The 17711-nt window shown below is 44.0% G+C and carries 18 protein-coding genes; 16 read left to right on the top strand and 2 right to left on the bottom strand.

Annotation, left to right across the window (positions count from 1 at the left end; translation table 11 throughout):
• Positions 1–48 precede the first annotated feature (48 nt).
• Positions 49–675: a transcriptional repressor LexA gene (gene lexA / locus J2Z28_RS10405; protein ID WP_017688034.1), complete on the bottom strand. Its 627-nt coding sequence runs from the start codon at positions 673–675 to the stop codon at positions 49–51.
• Between the two features lie 296 nt (positions 676–971).
• Here lexA and J2Z28_RS10400 point away from each other — a divergent pair, with 296 nt between their 5' ends.
• From J2Z28_RS10400 to J2Z28_RS10365, 8 genes are all read left to right on the top strand, one after another.
• Positions 972–1349, top strand: a complete 378-nt coding sequence (locus tag J2Z28_RS10400) for a LysM peptidoglycan-binding domain-containing protein (RefSeq protein ID WP_036613583.1) — start codon at positions 972–974, stop codon at positions 1347–1349.
• A gap of 95 nt (positions 1350–1444) precedes the next feature.
• Positions 1445–1654 (top strand): DUF896 domain-containing protein, encoded by a 210-nt coding sequence (locus J2Z28_RS10395; RefSeq protein ID WP_017688036.1) that lies wholly within the window; start codon positions 1445–1447, stop codon positions 1652–1654.
• Between the two features lie 125 nt (positions 1655–1779).
• Positions 1780–2289: a hypothetical protein gene (locus tag J2Z28_RS10390; protein ID WP_017688037.1), complete on the top strand. Its 510-nt coding sequence runs from the start codon at positions 1780–1782 to the stop codon at positions 2287–2289.
• A 28-nt stretch (positions 2290–2317) separates the two neighbouring features.
• Entirely contained in the window at positions 2318–3109 is a 792-nt protein-coding gene (locus J2Z28_RS10385) for an HAD family hydrolase (RefSeq protein ID WP_211082420.1), read from the top strand.
• A 670-nt stretch (positions 3110–3779) separates the two neighbouring features.
• Positions 3780–4709: an ABC transporter permease gene (locus J2Z28_RS10380; RefSeq protein ID WP_415841438.1), complete on the top strand. Its 930-nt coding sequence runs from the start codon at positions 3780–3782 to the stop codon at positions 4707–4709.
• 12 nt (positions 4710–4721) lie between these two features.
• Positions 4722–5594 carry a carbohydrate ABC transporter permease gene (locus J2Z28_RS10375; protein ID WP_036613592.1) on the top strand — a complete coding sequence of 291 codons (873 nt, stop codon included), beginning with the start codon at positions 4722–4724 and terminating at the stop codon, positions 5592–5594.
• Positions 5595–5732: 138 nt separating this feature from the next.
• The gene (locus J2Z28_RS10370; RefSeq protein ID WP_211082418.1) at positions 5733–7367 is read left to right on the top strand and encodes an ABC transporter substrate-binding protein; all 1635 of its coding nucleotides are present in this window, start codon (positions 5733–5735) and stop codon (positions 7365–7367) included.
• 102 nt (positions 7368–7469) lie between these two features.
• Positions 7470–8144: a GntR family transcriptional regulator gene (locus J2Z28_RS10365; protein WP_036673866.1), complete on the top strand. Its 675-nt coding sequence runs from the start codon at positions 7470–7472 to the stop codon at positions 8142–8144.
• A gap of 96 nt (positions 8145–8240) precedes the next feature.
• Here J2Z28_RS10365 and J2Z28_RS10360 read toward each other — a convergent pair whose 3' ends face one another.
• A complete protein-coding gene (locus J2Z28_RS10360) occupies positions 8241–8786 on the bottom strand; it encodes a cupin domain-containing protein (RefSeq protein ID WP_036673865.1) in 546 nt (181 codons plus the stop codon).
• 179 nt (positions 8787–8965) lie between these two features.
• Here J2Z28_RS10360 and metH point away from each other — a divergent pair, with 179 nt between their 5' ends.
• The 8 genes from metH (at position 8966) to J2Z28_RS10320 (ending at position 17706) form a co-directional block, all read left to right on the top strand.
• Positions 8966–12406, top strand: a complete 3441-nt coding sequence (gene metH / locus J2Z28_RS10355; protein ID WP_211082417.1) for a methionine synthase — start codon at positions 8966–8968, stop codon at positions 12404–12406.
• A 77-nt stretch (positions 12407–12483) separates the two neighbouring features.
• The gene (rnz, locus tag J2Z28_RS10350; RefSeq protein ID WP_017688042.1) at positions 12484–13422 is read left to right on the top strand and encodes a ribonuclease Z; all 939 of its coding nucleotides are present in this window, start codon (positions 12484–12486) and stop codon (positions 13420–13422) included.
• Between the two features lie 357 nt (positions 13423–13779).
• Positions 13780–14589, top strand: a complete 810-nt coding sequence (locus J2Z28_RS10345; RefSeq protein WP_211082416.1) for a TIGR01457 family HAD-type hydrolase — start codon at positions 13780–13782, stop codon at positions 14587–14589.
• Positions 14590–14595: 6 nt separating this feature from the next.
• On the top strand, positions 14596–15417 hold the full coding sequence (locus J2Z28_RS10340) for an Fpg/Nei family DNA glycosylase (protein ID WP_211082415.1): 822 nt from the start codon (positions 14596–14598) through the stop codon (positions 15415–15417).
• The gene (locus tag J2Z28_RS10335; RefSeq protein WP_211082485.1) at positions 15407–16255 is read left to right on the top strand and encodes a deoxyribonuclease IV; all 849 of its coding nucleotides are present in this window, start codon (positions 15407–15409) and stop codon (positions 16253–16255) included. Before J2Z28_RS10340 ends, J2Z28_RS10335 begins: the two co-directional genes overlap by 11 nt.
• Before the next feature lie 19 nt (positions 16256–16274).
• Positions 16275–16613: a cyclic-phosphate processing receiver domain-containing protein gene (locus J2Z28_RS10330; protein WP_211082414.1), complete on the top strand. Its 339-nt coding sequence runs from the start codon at positions 16275–16277 to the stop codon at positions 16611–16613.
• Positions 16613–16930 carry a thioredoxin family protein gene (locus J2Z28_RS10325; protein WP_211082413.1) on the top strand — a complete coding sequence of 106 codons (318 nt, stop codon included), beginning with the start codon at positions 16613–16615 and terminating at the stop codon, positions 16928–16930. Before J2Z28_RS10330 ends, J2Z28_RS10325 begins: the two co-directional genes overlap by 1 nt.
• Positions 16927–17706: an ABC transporter ATP-binding protein gene (locus J2Z28_RS10320; protein ID WP_244988210.1), complete on the top strand. Its 780-nt coding sequence runs from the start codon at positions 16927–16929 to the stop codon at positions 17704–17706. The genes J2Z28_RS10325 and J2Z28_RS10320 overlap by 4 nt, the downstream gene beginning before the upstream one ends.
• The last annotated feature ends 5 nt before the right edge of the window (positions 17707–17711 follow it).

Genomic DNA, 17711 nt, shown 5'->3' with positions numbered 1-17711 from the left:
ACCTCTTTCGTATTTCATTACATCTAGTTTTGTTACTCAAGTTAAATATTAATGAATATCTCGGAAAAGGCCAATGACTTTACCCAGAATACTAACGTGTTTCAAACGTAAAGGTTCGAAGGTCGCATTCTCCGGTTGAAGGCGAATATGATCTTTCTCTTTATAGAACGTTTTCACTGTAGCTTCATCGTCTTCAGTCATTGCAACGACGATATCACCGTTATCAGCAGTTTGCTGTTGACGGACAATAACGTAATCTCCATTAACGATTCCAGCTTCCACCATACTATCTCCGACTACCGAAAGCATAAACACTTTCTGTTCGCCTACATAATGTGTAGGAAGAGGGAAGTAGTCTTCAATGTTCTCGGTTGCAGTGATTGGAACCCCGGCTGTAACCTTACCAACGACAGGAATACGTGCAACGCTATGAGCAAATTGATGAGAATGCTCAGATTCTTCCTGGCTCAAAAGCTCAATGGCTCTTGGCTTGGTAGGGTCGCGTCGGATCAAACCTTTTTTCTCCAAACGATCCAAATGTCCATGTACTGTTGAGCTGGAAGCTAGTCCAACAGCTTCACCAATTTCCCGTACGGAAGGAGGATACCCCTTCAACCGGACTTCATTTCGTATAAACTCCAGAATAGCCTGCTGCCTGCTGGATATCTTCGACATACCGTATCAACCCCATTTTAGTAACGTTTGGGAAAATTATAACATAGAACCTCCGTTCGTACAAACATAAGTTCTAAATAATTTAGCATTAAATCAGTGTTTTTTAACTTATAGAACAGAAATTGTCCAAAAGTCAGAGCATAATACTGCAAATGTTTTGTAAAAGGACTTGAAATAAGATATTTCTCCTTCAAAAAAGAAGCGAACAATTGTTCTGAAAATCTATTGAACAAAACAAGCGTTCGTGTTATATTGATTCCAACAGATAGGAACAAACGTTTGGAGGCGGGTATTTAATGAGATATTCTACTTATCAAAGCATTTATGAACCAATGAATTCGGAACTGGTGAAGTCTAACATAGGGAACTACAAGAAGGTTTTAGCGCGTTTCAAGATTTCTTCATGGATGTTAAAGGTAGTCATTACCTCTATGATTATATTTATTGGATGCAGCACCGTTTTAACTGTATTTGCCGGCAATGAGAATGATGTTCTGCCTGGAGGAAAGATAGCTGTTTCACAAGGGGAAACATTATGGAGTATTTCTTTGGAACATAAACCGACGAATATGGATACACGTATATATATAGAAGCAATTAAGAAAGTGAATCAACTTCATACAACTTCCATCCAAGTGGGACAAGTACTAGCTCTACCGCAATTTGCAGAATAAAATGCACATCAATGAGTGTTAGCGCGTGTCAGCTTGACAAGCAGCCTTTATAATGGCAAAGTTAATATGACTTTGTATTTTTGGAGGGGACAAGCTTGGATATAGATAGTCTGGTAGCACGCATTAACGAATTGGCTCGTAAGCAAAAGTCCACTGGATTGTCGGAGGAAGAGCTTGCTGAACGTGCCGAGCTAAGAGAGATTTATTTGAGTAATATTCGCAGCAATTTCAGACAACAACTGGATACCATTGAGATTGTTGATGATGAGAATGACAAAGGCCACCAAGGCAAACTCAAACACTAACGAAACCTAATGATATCATTATGATATTTAGGTTTCTTCCTGTTATTTTGAGTGTGCAATTTATAGGGGGAAATGTTGGTTTGCAATTATGTAAGCCGATACAAAGACACATAAGGGGGATTCTCATGTCGCGTTCGTTCGAGAGAACGGTTAAGAAAAATTCCAAGCAGTTAAATCAGCAACGCAAAAAAAGTGGTCAACCAATCACAGGTACACCAGGTGAAGAAGTCTTTAAGGGACGCAGTCTTTTGTTCCCTATATTTTTGATCGGTCTCGCCTTTTTGTATCTGTTTATGAGCACGTTCCTTGTGCAAGCTCCAATGACAACTTGGGACTGGGTGACCATGCTGCTTTACGTATTTTTGGCAGTCATCTTCATGCTTCGACGTCCATACATCAAGATTAGCAGTAATCGGATTATAACGACGAAGGGTAATCGTGAACGTTCAATTGGGGTTGACGATATCGTCAAATTCAGAATTGAACCAGGTACAGTTGTTATCGAACATAACAGTCGCGGGAAAAGATGGGTGTTCACCAAGTTATTGAACCGTTACGATACAGATGCGATTGCAGAACGTTTGCTGAAGTTTGCAAAAGCACACCAGATCACCGTGGAAACCGTCGAAAAGTAATTATTGCATAAAGGGGTAGATGATCGGAATGGCGTTAAAAGCGATTTTGTTCGACCTAGATGATACTTTATTGTGGGATGAGCGTAGTGTTCGAGAAGCTTTTCATGAGACTTGTCTAATCGCAGCGCAAGAGACTGGGGTCAAACCAGAAGAACTTGAAGAAGCTGTTCGTAATGAGGCACGTGGGCTGTATGAATCATATGAAACCTTTCCTTTTACCAAAATGATTGGAATCAATCCGTTTGAAGGCCTTTGGGCTAACTTTACTGGTGGGGATCAACCCGAATTCCGTCAGTTGGAACAACTTGCTCCAGTATACCGTAAAGAATCCTGGCGTCGTGGCTTGTTGAAGTTGGGTATAGATCGGGAAGATCTTGCTGAACATCTGGCCGCACAGTTTGGAGTAGAACGGAGATCCAGACCACATGTATACGAAGAAACGATGGATACCTTGCGTCAGTTACAAGGAAAGTACAAACTGTTGCTGTTAACAAACGGTTGTCCTGCTTTGCAACAAGAAAAGTTGGATGGTGTACCTGAATTGACTCCGTTCTTTGATGAGATTATTATCTCGGGTAACTTCGGAAAAGGAAAACCAGATCCGTCGATATTTGAACATGCTTTGAGTAAACTGGGTGTTAAACCCGAAGAGAGCATGATGGTTGGAGACAAGTTAACGACTGATATTCGTGGTGCTTTATCATCTGGCATCCAATCCGTATGGATTAACCGTGAGCATAAGACTAACAATGAAACGTATGCGCCAGACCATGAAATAACGCATTTATCGGAATTAGATCAGCTTATTGCTAAGTTCTGAGCAGATCAGCTATAACATCTTTCCTCAGCACCCTGAGACATTGGAAGCTTCAATGAACGATGATGTCGTTCTTGAAGTTACCAATGTTTTTTTATTTGAGCATGTTGACTAAATTACCTTGTTAAATAAATCAATTTCATAATACCTTTAGCTACTTCAAACAAGGCTAGATATAGATCGAAACGGTTTAATTTGTCTATATTTAGTCAAAAAACTCCATTTTTTTTGCTAAAAGTTATTGAAATTAGGGGGAAGCTGGATTAGAATATAACTAACATACTAGTTTGACTAGTATTTAGAATGTCCTAAAGCAATTTCTTTTTGACTTACATCATTAAATGGAAGCAGAGAGTCATTGCTTATTCTTTTCGATTTATTGTAAGCGCTTAATATTTTAAAAAGCTTCTTTCGATTTGGAGATCACACCAACTATCAAGTGCTAATTAATGATGTGAAGCACCTTGGATTGTGTGATTCTACATAATACATCAAATTGATATCGCTTACATTTAAGCAATTATCTATTTGGTAGTGGGGGTGAAGTTAAAGGAGTTGTTGTCTTCTACAAGAGGAGAAACGATGGGAACTGTACATGAATTACTCTTACTTATCAAGTCCTGGATCGGAGTGAAAACACATGGAGTCGGAAACCGCTAAAACAACGTTAACCATGACATCTTTACGTAAAGAGAGCAGATTACGAACGGCAGGAACCTTGTTCCGCAAAGACTGGCAGTTGTATTCACTATTAATCCTTCCCATCATTTATCTCCTTATTTTTAAATATGGGCCGATGATTGGTAATGTGATTGCGTTCAGACGTTTTGTTCCCGGGGGAAGTATATTTGGAGAAACGTGGGTTGGATTAAGGTACTTCAAAATGTTCATTGAGGACCCTACCTTCTGGAGAGTATTCGGTAATACGCTGATGTTAGGCGGACTTGCGTTACTCTTTACATTCCCGGTTCCAATTATTTTTGCCTTGATGCTTAACGAAGTGAAGAGTAAACGATTCAAAAAGTTTGTACAGACCGCGTCTTATCTGCCTCATTTTCTGTCTATCGTTATCGTTGCGGGTATGATCCTGCAGCTGACAGCAGTGAATGGTTCCATTAATGGACTGGTGGCTTTCTTCACCGGAGACAATATTCCTTTTATGCAGCGGGCTGAGTGGTTCAGAACAATCTATATCACTTCCGAGGTATGGCAGGGTATGGGTTGGGGAGCGATTCTGTATCTGGCTGCACTGACAACCATTGATGATTCTTTGTATGAAGCTGCGCGTATCGATGGTGCCAATCGGTGGAAGCAAACGATTCATGTAACGTTACCAGGGATCTTGCCAACGATTGTGACGTTATTGATTTTGAACATGGGTAATTTCCTGGCTGTTGGATTTGAAAAAATCTTACTCTTGTACAATCCGCTTATCTACGAGACATCTGATGTGATCTCCACTTACCTGTATCGGGTCGGACTGGAATCGAGTAACTTCAGTTATGCTACCGCAATTGGCTTGTTCGAATCGCTGATCGGTCTGATTCTGGTGTTCTCCGTAAATGCCATCTCACGCAGACTGACACAAAGAAGCTTATGGTAAAGGAGGAGCACCATGCAGGAATCCAGATCTTACAAGGTATTTAAAGTATTCAATGTCATCTTTCTGCTGTTCGTGGTATTTATAACACTCTATCCATTCTTAAATGTCGTGGCACAATCCTTCAGTAGTGAGTCCTATATTAATTCGGGGAAGGTTAGTTTGTTCCCAAGAGGATTCAATGTGGAGACATACAAGACCATCTCACGTGACAGCATGTTCTGGACGAATTATAAAAATACGATTATCTACACTGTAGTAGGTACGTTAATCTCCATGTTTATGACGACTATTTTCGCATATGCCCTGTCCAAAAAGAGGTTGATGGGTCGCAAGTTTCTGACGATGTTCGCCGTATTCACGATGTTCTTCAGTGGTGGATTGATTCCAAACTATGTGTTGATTAATTCCCTTGGGTTCAACAACACTATGTGGGCACTTGTTGTTCCTGGCGCAATTAGCATATACAACATGCTGATCATGAAGTCATTTTTTGAAAATATGCCTGAAGAACTGGAGGAAGCTGCCTCCATTGACGGTTTGAACACATACGGGATCTTGTTACGCATTATATTGCCGCTTAGTAAAGCAGTTATGGCAACCATGGTGCTGTTCTACGCAGTAGGTCATTGGAATTCCTGGTTCCCAGCCTTTCTGTATTTGGACAAAAAAGAACTGTTCCCTGTCACCATTTATTTGCGCAATATGATTGCAGGAGCGACAAGTGGGGCGTCTGCCGGCGCAACCTCAGCTGATAACCTGACACAGATTGCTGCTAATATTAAGTCAGTAACGATGGTATTAACCATCTTGCCGATACTCACCATCTATCCATTTGTCCAAAGATACTTTGTAACCGGTATCATGTTAGGGTCTGTTAAACAGTAATACGTAGCAGCTATATAAATTGAACTAAAGATGATTTACACGGAACACTCCGATGATAAAGGCGAGCGCTTCGCTTTTTATTAATTAAAAAGTTTTAAGTCAAGGTCAACCTAAACCAAATTCAGGGGGATAACCTAAATGAATCAAAAGCCACGTAAGTTTGTTGGTAAAATGGTGTTGGCAACAATGATGACCGTTGTTCTGGCAGCATGTAGCAGCGGTAATGGAGCTGGAGGTGACGTCACAGAAGTTCAAACCAAGGCAGCGATGGAGACGTACAATGTAGGGGATACATTCAAGGCGACTGAGCCGTTTAATCTATCGATACTGTATAGTGATCATCCTATTTATCCTTTTAAAAAAGACTGGTTACTTTTCGATAAAATTACCGAACTGACGGGTGTTACGCTTGAGCCAACGATTGTTCCCATGAGTGACTACTCTCAGAAGAGATCCCTTCTAATCAGTTCAGGCGATGCACCGCTGATTATTCCCAAAACCTATCCTGGTGAAGAATCTGCATTTGTATCTTCCGGTGCGGTCTTGCCCATTAGTGATTACATTGATTTGATGCCGAACTTCAAGGATAAAGTGGAAAAATGGGGTTTGGAAGATGAACTGGAAGGACTTCGGCAAGAAGATGGAAAGTACTATGTGCTCCCGGGTCTGCATGAAGAAGTATGGCCGGATTATACATTACTGGTAAGAACGGATGTTTTTGAAGAAAATAACATCGCCATCCCGACGACATGGGACGAATTGTATGATGCAGCCAAAAAGCTGAAAGAAATCTACCCGGATTCCATTCCATTTTCGGATGGATTTAAATTCAATAGTACATTGAACATCGCTGCTACCGGCTTTGGTACCAAGGCTGGATGGGGTTTTGGTAACGGATTGACGTATAAGGAAGATCAGGATGGATTTGTGTACACGGCTACTACGCCGGAGTATAAGGAAATGCTAACGTACTTTAACAAGTTGGTATCCGAAGGATTGCTGGACAAAGAAAGTTTCACACAGGATGATGATCAGGCTGTACAGAAATTTGTATCCGGCAAATCATTCATGATTAATGGTAATTCCCAAACGGTGGTGCTGCACCGAAATGATATGAACAAAACGCTGGGAGAAGGTAAATACTCTGTTGCGAAGATTACAGTTCCTGGTGGGCCAAAAGGGCAATTAATGTCTGGCTCCAGACTTGAAAACGGTGTCATGATATCCGGGAAAATTAAAAAAAGCGAAAACTTCAAAGCTATTATGCAATTTGTGGATTGGTTATACTACAGTGATGAGGGTCAAGAGTTTGCCAAATGGGGCGTTGAAGGCGAAACATTTACCAAAGAGGGCGGAAAACGTAAATTGGTAGAAGATGTGAACTACAATGGCTTGAATCCTAAAGGCACGAAGGATCTGCGTATTGACTTTGGTTTCTCTGGTGGAGTATTTGCCTACGGTGGTACGACAGATCTGCTGCAATCGATGTTTAGTGAAGAAGAGTTGAAATTCCAACAAGACATGAAGGATACCAAGGAAGTGATCCCGGCAGAACCACCAATTCCTTACTCTTCAGAGGACCGTGAACGGGTGACACTTCTGAGTACACCATTGAAAGATTATTCGGATCAGAATACACTTAAATTTATCTTGGGTGAACGGGACTTGTCTGAATTCGATACATTTGCCAAAGAGCTGGAGAGTCAAGGATTATCTAATTATCTGAAGCTGGCAAATGATACGTACAAAGCCTATAAAGAAAACAAGCAATAATATAGTTGATGTTGGCCAGATTACCGTTTCACACCGATATATAAGTGGAACGGTAATTTGTGCTAAGATGAATGAATACGGCTGATAGAAAGAGGTCTAGGCATGTCACTTAATCAAAAAATTAGAGGCTCGACCCGGGCATATTCATATAACCTGTTAAAAGAACGAATTCTTCATCTGGAACTTAAGCCGGGTACCAAGATCTCAGAGAAAGAGATTGCAGATGAACTGCAGGTGAGCAGAACACCCGTGCGAGAAGCATTCATGAAGCTTGCTGAAGAAGAACTGCTGGACATTATTCCCCAGAGTGGAACGATCGTCTCTCATATTAATCTGGAGCATGTGGAAGAAGGCAGGTTTATGCGGGAGAAGATGGAGAAGGAAATCGTGACTTTGGCTTGTGTTTCTTTTCCTGAAGAGTACAGATTTCGACTTGAAACCAACATTGCAATGCAGGAAGTCTGTATAGGAAAAAACAATTTCTATCGACTTTTTGAACTGGATGAAGAGTTTCATCAGATTTTGTTCCAAGGCACGGGTAAGCTGAGAACATGGAAAATGTTGCAACAACTGAATATTCCGTTTAATCGGTTGCGTTTATTACGTCTAGCGGAGGACTCCAACCTGGAGGTCATTATCTCCCAGCACAAAGAGATTTATCGTCTTATCACAGAGCGTCAGACCGAGCAAGCAGTTCAGGTGATGGAAGCTCATCTTAGACTCGTTGTTATTGAACAGGAATCGATAAAGGCGAAATACCCGCATTATTTTATATAATGCACCGATGTTGTATACTAGTCCCATATGCAATATGCGAAAACCCCTGTTCAATTGAACAGGGGTTTTGGTTAAGCAAGTTGTAACACGAGAGTGTTAGGCTTGTTTGATAAATGTAGGATCAGGGTATGGATCTGCAATCCAGCCATCTTTTTCGATGAACAGACGTACAGCAATTATTTGTTTGTTCTCCATTAAAGTGAAGAAGTGCGGTGTATTCTCAGGAACAGAGATGACGTCTCCAGGAGACAGTTCTACATTAAAGTAGCCCACATCATCTGTAGCTTTGATAACAAAGATTCCTTTACCAGCGACAATTGCACGGATCTCATCTTCAGCGTGGGTGTGGATCTCTTCGAACTTGGCCAGCTTTTCTTCGATATCTGGTGTTTGTTCGGACAGCGTGATGACATCCCAGATCTGGTATCCGCGACGTGCAGCCAAATCTCTGATTTCATAATCGTAAGTTTCCAAAACTTCGGTTTTCTGTTCATCCGTTAATCCAAAGTTATCTTGCAGATCAGTGTTCAGTTTGGATGCGTCCCACTTCTCATATAATACATCGTATTTGTTCAAGAAATTTCGAACATTTTCGTCACCAGTGATGCGTTCGTTCGTATTTCGGATAACAATTTCAGCCATGTTCTTTCCCTCTTTTCCACTTGGTTTAATTGAATTATATCGGATTGCTATGTTTTTGTCGATTCTCAAATTCCGTTCAAATTCGTGCAAACCCGCCATCTTTCGAGACCAAACCCGATCTTTCACATTAAGTTAGTTTCTGTTAAACTAAGATCTAACGTTTTGCGGGGGTGAAGATATTGGATAAGATTAGTCTACACGATGCATTAAAACAACGAATATTAATCCTCGACGGTGCAATGGGGACCATGATTCAACAAGTTGATCTGACTGGCGAAGATTTTGGCGGCGAAGATCTGGATGGATGTAATGAAATGTTAGTGCTTACTCGTCCAGAGCTGATCCAGCGCATTCATGAAGAATATCTGGAGGCTGGCGCCGATTTAATTGAAACCAATACATTTGGTGCCACATCCGTTGTGCTTGCTGAGTACGATATTCAGGATCGGGCACGCGAGATCAACCTGGAAGCAGCCAGAATTGCGAAAGCTGCGGTTGATCGTTTCTCTACACCTGAATCTCCACGTTATGTGGTAGGTGCGATGGGACCAACAACCAAAACACTGTCTGTAACTGGGGGCGTAACGTTCCAGGAACTTATCGACAGTTATTTGGAGCAAGCGCTTGCTTTAATAGAGGGAGGCGTTGATGCGCTACTACTCGAAACCTCACAGGATACCCTCAATGTAAAAGCAGGCAGCATTGGAATTCAGCAGGCCTTCGAACAGAGTGGCGTTACACTGCCCCTGATGATATCAGGAACGATAGAACCGATGGGAACGACCCTTGCAGGTCAGAATATCGAATCCTTTTATATATCCTTAGAACACCTTAACCCAATTTCGGTAGGACTAAACTGTGCTACGGGTCCAGAGTTCATGCGTGATCACATTCGCTCACTTTCCGCTATGGCATCGGTTGCCGTTAGTTGTTACCCGAACGCGGGTCTTCCGGATGAGAATGGTAATTACCATGAGTCACCAGACTCGCTTGCTCAGAAGATTGGTGCTTTTGCCGAACAGGGCTGGTTGAATATCGCTGGTGGATGTTGCGGGACAACCCCTGCACATATTCGGGCGATGCGCGACACACTTGCCCAGTACCCCCCAAGAGAAATGAACGGAACACATCCACCGGCATTGTCTGGTATAGAGCCAATTTATATTGAACAGGACAATCGTCCATACATGGTTGGTGAGCGTACGAATGTGCTGGGATCACGGAAATTCAAACGACTCATTGTAGAAGGCAAATATGAAGAAGCTTCGGAAATTGCACGTGCTCAAGTGAAAAATGGAGCGCACATTGTTGACGTGTGTGTACAAGATCCGGACCGCGAAGAGTCTGAAGACATGGTGAAGTTCCTTGAATTGGTTGTGAAAAAAGTAAAAGTACCACTCATGATTGATACGACAGATGCTTCCGTAATTGATCTGGCCCTCCAGTACTGTCAAGGTAAAGCGATAATTAACTCCATTAACCTTGAGGATGGCGAAGAGAAATTTGAGCTGATTACGCCGTTGCTTCATAAATATGGTGGTGCGGTAGTTGTCGGAACGATTGACGAACGGGGTCAGGCGATTAGTCGGGAGGACAAGCTGGACGTAGCCAAGCGCTCTTACGATCTGCTGGTGAACAAATATGGACTCAAACCAGAAGACCTCATTTTCGATACGTTGGTGTTCCCGGTAGGTACGGGAGATGAACAGTACATTGGTTCAGCCAAAGAAACCATTGAAGGTATAAGAGTTATTAAGGAAGCGATGCCTGAATGTCATACGATACTCGGGATCAGTAATATTTCATTCGGACTGCCAGAAGCAGGCCGTGAAGTGCTCAACTCTGTATTTTTGTATGAATGTACCAAAGCAGGTCTCGATTATGCCATCGTAAACACAGAGAAACTGGAGCGCTATGCATCCATTCCGGAAGAAGAACGCAGGCTCTCCGAAGAACTCTTATATAATACGAATGATGCAACACTGGCGGCGTTCGTAGCGGCGTTCCGTAACAAGAAGGTTGAGAAGAAGGAAAAAATCTCGAATCTTTCATTAGAAGAGCGTCTCGCTTCATATGTAGTAGAAGGAAGTAAAGAAGGATTGCTACCAGATCTCGAACAGGCACTTGCCAAATACACAGCACTTCAAGTGATTAACGGTCCACTGATGCGGGGGATGGAGGAAGTAGGTCGTCTCTTTAACAACAATGAGTTAATTGTAGCTGAGGTGTTGCAGAGTGCGGAGGTTATGAAGGCTTCTGTAGCATATCTGGAGCAATTCATGGAGAAGAATGAGACTTCGGTTAAAGGTAAGATCATTCTCGCCACGGTTAAGGGCGATGTGCATGACATCGGGAAGAACCTGGTTGAGATCATCTTGTCCAATAACGGTTACCGGATCATTAATTTGGGTATAAAAGTACCACCAGAACGTATCATTGAGGCATACCGAGAAGAAAAAGTCGATGCGATCGGTCTCTCGGGTCTATTGGTAAAATCAGCGCAGCAGATGATTCTTACCGCTCAGGATTTGCGAACAGCAGGTATTGATGTGCCTATTATGGTTGGCGGAGCGGCGCTAACACGTAAATTCACCAAAAATCGTATCCGTCCTGAATATAACGGAATGGTTGTATATGCGAAAGATGCGATGGATGGTCTGGATCTGGCAAACAAATTGATGAATCCCGTTTCACGTGAAGTGATGCAACTGGAGATGGAAGCAGAAAAAGAAGCTGATGCTTCAGGTGCTGTAGCTGTTCAGACTCTTCCAGAACTTACCCGGGTAGAACGTTCGGATATTACTGTAGATCATCCGGTTCTTGTCCCGCCTGATCTGGAGCGTCATACGATGCGTAACTACCCATTATCACATATCCTGCCATATGTGAACATGCAGATGTTGCTTGGACATCATCTGGGGTTGCGCGGTTCAGTAGAACAACTGCTTGCTACAGGTGACAAGAAAGCTACCGACCTGAAAGCAGTCGTGGATGATATCATGCAAGAGGCTGTTCGTGACGGGATTATTCAGGCGCATGCCATATATCGTTTCTTCCCGGCTCAGTCCAGTGGTAACAGCGTCATTATCTATGATCCAAAGGACACCAGTAATATTTTGCATACATTTACGTTCCCACGTCAAAAAGTCGAGCCGTTCCTGTGCCTGTCCGACTTCCTGAAACCTGTTGAATCCGGTCAGATGGATTACGTTGGTTTCATGGTTGTTACGGCCGGACACGGTGTGCGTGAACTATCCACGGCGTGGAAAGATCAGGGGGATTACCTTCGCTCGCATGCTCTGCAATCCGTAGCGCTTGAAGTAGCAGAGGGATTAGCTGAGCGTGTGCATCATATGATGAGAGATATATGGGGATTCCCGGATTCTGCCCAGATGACCATGAAGCAACGTCATGGTGCACGCTATCAAGGCATCAGGGTATCATTTGGATATCCAGCTTGTCCGGATCTGGAAGACCAAGGGCCGCTATTCAAGTTGCTGCAGCCTGAGGATATCGGTGTGGAATTGACGGAAGGTTTCATGATGGAACCTGAAGCTTCCGTATCAGCGATGGTATTCAGCCACCCGCAAGCTAAGTATTTTAATGTAGAGAAGGCATAAATTCAGTAGAGTGTCAGGCAAAGCCCTCCGCATTGTCGGAGGTTTTTTGCTGGCAACAGAAAGAGGTGCGATCCAGAATGGAACTATATTTCCTGGGAACTAATGCTGGTGTACCTACGCTTCAACGGAATGTAACTTCCATTGGGCTACGCATGTTGGATGAGCGCAGAGCTTTGTGGTTGTTTGACTGCGGGGAAGGAACGCAGCACCAGATTTTAAGTTCTCCGCTTAAACTGAGCAAATTGGAGAAAATATTCATTACACATCTGCATGGTGATCATGTATTTGGACTTCCAGGACTACTTTCGAGCAGAGCCTATCAAGGTGGCACCACACCATTAACCGTGTATGGTCCGCCAGGTACGGAACGAATGATCAGTACAACAATGGAGCTGAGCCAATCCCGGGTGAACTATGATCTGAATATCGTGGAACATACGGGCGGCGTCCTGTTCGAGGATGACAGTTTTATCGTGGAAGCTGCTTTGCTTGAACATCGGATTGACAGTTATGGATACCGGATCACGGAAAAAGATCGTCCAGGAAGCCTGGACCCAGCCAAACTGGCGGAATATGGTCTGAAACCAGGCCCATTGTTCGGTCGACTGAAACGTGGAGAAACCATTACGCTGGATAACGGTGATTCGCTTCGTCCAGAAGATGTATTGGGAGCGCCAAAACGAGGCATGGTGATCACCATATTGGGTGATACACGTCCATGTGACAATGTACAGCCTCTCTCCATCAATGCAGATGTACTTGTGCATGAAGCTACATTCATGCATGATTTGGCCGATACAGCGCATGAGTACTATCATAGTACTTCTAAACAAGCGGCAGAAGCGGCTAGAGCAGCCAATGTAGGGCAACTAATCATGACTCACTTCAGTTCACGCTATAAGGATGAGGATCAACTTCAGCCACTTTTGGAAGAGGCACAGTCCGTATTCCCGAATACCAGACTTGCAAACGAACACCAGCTTATTCCTGTCGTGCATCGCAAGCAAGAATCTTAACCATGAATGCGAACCAGTGCACGGCTAAACACGTCATATAAAAATCCGGGTAATTGCACGGGACTGAGGGAGAGGAACTCCCGCGGTCCCTTTTGCAATCTGGTCAGAAAGCGTGTAGGATGGGCAATATGAAGAGGGAAATGATTCAAATTATTTTCCGGGAAAGCGCAGGAAATGACAAGCTTGTACAGAAGACGCGCGAGCTAAACCGTCGGTGTTCGATCCGGTTCGACTTGTTGCGTGCTCATGTCAGCAAGCCATTATTTTTTGCCTGAATACATAGGTTCGCGGTCAAGTTCGAGGTAAATTGATTAAGGACATGAAACGTTAATGGAATGAAGAAAGGAAGTGCTGTGTGTGATTAAGGCCTATCTGATTGACTTGGATGGTACGCTCTATCATGGCAGACATCGTATCGAAGGAGCTGATCAGCTTATTCGAACACTGCAAGAGCTAGGAAAGCCGTATTTATTCGTAACAAATAATTCTTCCCGTACACCACAAGGTGTGGCAGATCATCTGAACGGGATGGGCATACCTGCCGACGCGTCTCAAGTATGTACTTCTGCTGTGGCGGCTGCTGAATATGTTGCTGAAGAGTCCCCGGGTGCAAAAGTGGCATGTATTGGAGAAGCAGGACTGCTGCAAGCCATAGAAGAAGCAGCACTACAGCTGACGGAAGATGCACCAGATTACGTCATACAGGGGATTGATCGTGAATTTTCCTATCATAAACTGACTAAGGCGCTAAGGTGGATTAATGCGGGATCAAAATTCATCATGACCAACCCGGATCTGCAGCTTCCTTCCGATGATGGACTGACACCTGGGGCGGGGACTATTGGAGCTGCAATTGAAGCTGCGACCGGAGTTCATCCTACAGTTATAGGCAAGCCATCGAGTGTTATAATGAAGTCAGCCATTAGCCGGCTAAACCTGGCGTCTCATGAAGTGGCAGTGATCGGAGATAATATGCGAACCGATATTGCTGCTGGAGTGGCAGCAGGGTGTGAGACGCTGTTGGTACTTACCGGTGTGACAACACGGGATAATATGGATGGACACATTCAAGCAGCGAAGGCTCGACCTGATCATGTGTTTGAAGATTTGCATAAATTGATGGAGTGGCTGTCGCAAGAGGCAGACCAAGCTTCCAAAAAGGGGTAATGTACGATGCCGGAACTACCGGAAATGGAAAATTACCGGACCTTGCTGTCCGAGAAAATACTTGATCTACTGATTACAGGTGTTGTAATTAATCGCGATAAAACGATAAATACGGAGCCTGATCTGTTTATCAATGAACTTACAGGTAATCGCATCATATTTGTTGAGCGGCGAGCGAAGCATCTGATTTTCCACTTAGCTAATGGCAAACGCCTGGTGCTGCACCTCATGTTGGGCGGTATGATTTTCTGGGGCACGGAAGAAGAACGTCCTGATCGTTCCACGCAAGTGGAAATCCAGTTTGGCGATCACATTTTATTCTTCATTGGACTGCGCTTGGGTTATTTACATCTGCTTACTTCGAAAGAAACTGAAGAGGCGATGTCTGATCTTGGACCTGAACCTTTGGATCGACGGATGAATGTGGAACGTTTTGCTTCTCTGTTGAAAGGTCGTCGGGGTACACTCAAGACAACGTTGGTAAACCAGCATATTATTGCGGGGATCGGAAACTGTTATTCGGATGAGATTGCTTTTGCTGCCGGTCTGAGACCAAGCTCCAAAACGCAGAACATCGCGAATTCACCAGAGCTGACGGAGCGCTTGTTCCATTCGATGCAGTCCGTGTTGCGTGAAGCAGCTTCTGAGGGCGGTTATATGGAAATGCCACTGATGCAAGGGGATACGAAGACAGGAAGTTTTGACGAGCAATGTCGCGTATACGATCGGGAAGGCGAGACTTGTCCGCGTTGCGGGGGAACGATTGAACGAGTGGAAATTACGGGCAAGAAGGCGTTCTTCTGTCCGAAATGCCAGCATGAGGCCTAAAACCGGTATCGGGGCACATGTCAGCACTAGAGGTGGATTTCTTCAGGCAGCCAAGAGAGCACATGCGATGGGGGCAACGGCGTTTCAGTATTTTCCGAAGAACCCGCGTAGTCTTAGTCTGAAAAGTCTGGATCTCAGGGATACTGAGCAGTGCAGGGATTGGTGTGAACAGCAGGGACTTGCTTCGATTGCACATTCACCCTATCCCACGAATCCGGCGTTGGGCATGACCCGTGGAGAGGCGGGGTTTCATGCTACAATAGCTTCTATTCGCAATGATCTTGAAATTTCGAATGCTTGCGGTTCTGTTGGGACGGTGGTCCATTTTGGACATATCAAAACGAGCGATCCGCTTGAGGGCTATCAGAACCTCATTCATTGTCTGGATACCGCCTTGGAAAATTGGAACGGACATTCGAAAGTGCTGATTGAGAATCAGGCAGGTGATCATGGCCCGATGGGCACGACAATGGAAGAAATGATACAGATTCGCAAATTAAGCCGATATCCGGAGCAAATTGCTTTTTGTTTTGACACATGCCATGCTTTTGCTTCAGGTTTGTGGTCGTCAGGCAACGAAGCGGCGATGCTCGATAAGGGCAGGATGCTCGGATATTGGGATAATGTTGCTGCTGTACATTTTAATGATTCCAAATATGCGTCTGGTTTGTGTAAGGATAGACATGCGAGGATCGGACAAGGATATATCGGAAATGAATCAATGAAAGAATTGTTAAAGGCGCCTGAGTTCCAAAATGCGGTTGTAGTGCTCGAGACAGAAACGGGCGAAGATGGAACGCACCGTGATGATATAGCGCTCATGCGTTCCTGGTTATAATGGGGAGAGGAGCGATTGTATGCATGTTTTTTTGGATGACTATCGGGCATGTCCGAAAGGATTTGTTCTGGCAACGAATGCTGAAGAGTGCCTGATGCTGCTAAGAGAAGGTGACGTGGACATTTTGTCTCTGGATTATGAGCTTGGTCCAGATTCGCCCAATGGCGGTGAGGTCGCGGCATCTATTGTACGAGAAGGTTTATTTCCGCGCGAGATCTATTTGCATACGTCCAGTATGTTTGGGAAACGCCAGATGTACGAGATGTTATATAGCAATAAACCGGATTCGGTAATCATTCATAATGGACCAATGACGGGCGAGGTCATGCTGCGTGTTGCCGCGGGAGAGAAAAGTTAATGAAGCCAATTACATCCAAAATGTTAATGCGCGCCGTATGGGAAGGCATGCCAAAGGCTGTATTTATATATACCCCTTTATGTGGGACATGTGCGGCAGCCCGGCGTATGCTGGAGGTCGTTGAGTACATGCTGCCAGAAGGTATTTTATCCGAAATGAACATTCATGACATTCCTGAACTTGTACAACAATATCAAATTTCAAGCGTACCAGCAGTCATGCTGTTTGACGGTCAGCAAGATGTTCCAAAAATGGTTTATCGGATGAGCTCTGTAGAGCATTTGCTCTCGGAGATCCGGAAGGCGGTGCTGAAATGAGTATAATTTCGATGGAACATGTCTCACTTAGACGAGAAGAGAATCAAATCTTGGATGACGTACATTTGCGCATCGAACAAGGCGAACATTGGGTTATTCTGGGTCGGAATGGCTCTGGCAAAACGACGTTGCTGGAAATGATGAACGGATATATGTTTCCAAGTCAGGGACGGATTGAAGTACTGGGTAATCTGTATGGACAATGTGACGTCAGGGAAGTACGTAAGGAAATCGGTTATATTAGCCAAACGTTGATTGAGAAACTCACACCCAGAGATCCGGTGTGGGAGGTCGTCGCTACAGGAGCTTATGCTTTTTTGCGTTTTTATCAGACAATTCCGGATGAAGTAAAAGCAAAGGCAATGAGTTTGTTAGATGACATGGGCTTTGCCAACTTGGCCAACAACCCGCTTGGAACGTTATCCCAAGGGGAGCGCAAAAAAGTCATGCTTGCTCGTTCATTGATGGCTGAGCCAAAATTGCTGATTATGGACGAGCCTTGTGCCGGACTAGATTTATATGAACGTGAGAAAATGCTGGCTGAGATTGATCGTCTGCGCCAGCGTAACATTACAGTTGTGTATGTAACACATCATGTTGAAGAGATCGTACCTTTATTTACACATGTGGCCTTGATCCGCGATGGACGTATTGCTGCCGCAGGCCCTAAACATGAAGTTTTGACACAAGATACAATTAAGCATACGTACGATGTCCCGGTCGATATCCAGTGGGATGACGGTCGTCCGTGGATACGCGTACGTTCTGGAGGGTAACACAA

This window comes from Paenibacillus xylanexedens, assembly GCF_017874615.1.
Taxonomy (GTDB): domain Bacteria; phylum Bacillota; class Bacilli; order Paenibacillales; family Paenibacillaceae; genus Paenibacillus; species Paenibacillus xylanexedens.
The sequence above is the reverse complement of the archived record's forward strand: the minus strand, read 5'-3'. Positions and strand labels throughout refer to the sequence as shown.

Excerpts from the sequence above, each read along its gene's own strand:
- lexA (WP_017688034.1), bottom strand. The coding sequence starts at position 675 with ATGTCGAAGATATCCAGCAGGCAGCAGGCTATTCTGGAGTTTATACGA.
- J2Z28_RS10400 (WP_036613583.1), top strand. The coding sequence starts at position 972 with ATGAGATATTCTACTTATCAAAGCATTTATGAACCAATGAATTCGGAA.
- J2Z28_RS10390 (WP_017688037.1), top strand. The coding sequence starts at position 1,780 with ATGTCGCGTTCGTTCGAGAGAACGGTTAAGAAAAATTCCAAGCAGTTA.
- J2Z28_RS10385 (WP_211082420.1), top strand. The coding sequence starts at position 2,318 with ATGGCGTTAAAAGCGATTTTGTTCGACCTAGATGATACTTTATTGTGG.
- J2Z28_RS10380 (WP_415841438.1), top strand. The coding sequence starts at position 3,780 with ATGACATCTTTACGTAAAGAGAGCAGATTACGAACGGCAGGAACCTTG.
- J2Z28_RS10375 (WP_036613592.1), top strand. The coding sequence starts at position 4,722 with ATGCAGGAATCCAGATCTTACAAGGTATTTAAAGTATTCAATGTCATC.
- J2Z28_RS10370 (WP_211082418.1), top strand. The coding sequence starts at position 5,733 with ATGAATCAAAAGCCACGTAAGTTTGTTGGTAAAATGGTGTTGGCAACA.
- J2Z28_RS10365 (WP_036673866.1), top strand. The coding sequence starts at position 7,470 with ATGTCACTTAATCAAAAAATTAGAGGCTCGACCCGGGCATATTCATAT.
- J2Z28_RS10360 (WP_036673865.1), bottom strand. The coding sequence starts at position 8,786 with ATGGCTGAAATTGTTATCCGAAATACGAACGAACGCATCACTGGTGAC.
- rnz (WP_017688042.1), top strand. The coding sequence starts at position 12,484 with ATGGAACTATATTTCCTGGGAACTAATGCTGGTGTACCTACGCTTCAA.
- J2Z28_RS10340 (WP_211082415.1), top strand. The coding sequence starts at position 14,596 with ATGCCGGAACTACCGGAAATGGAAAATTACCGGACCTTGCTGTCCGAG.
- J2Z28_RS10335 (WP_211082485.1), top strand. The coding sequence starts at position 15,407 with ATGAGGCCTAAAACCGGTATCGGGGCACATGTCAGCACTAGAGGTGGA.
- J2Z28_RS10330 (WP_211082414.1), top strand. The coding sequence starts at position 16,275 with ATGCATGTTTTTTTGGATGACTATCGGGCATGTCCGAAAGGATTTGTT.
- J2Z28_RS10325 (WP_211082413.1), top strand. The coding sequence starts at position 16,613 with ATGAAGCCAATTACATCCAAAATGTTAATGCGCGCCGTATGGGAAGGC.
- J2Z28_RS10320 (WP_244988210.1), top strand. The coding sequence starts at position 16,927 with ATGAGTATAATTTCGATGGAACATGTCTCACTTAGACGAGAAGAGAAT.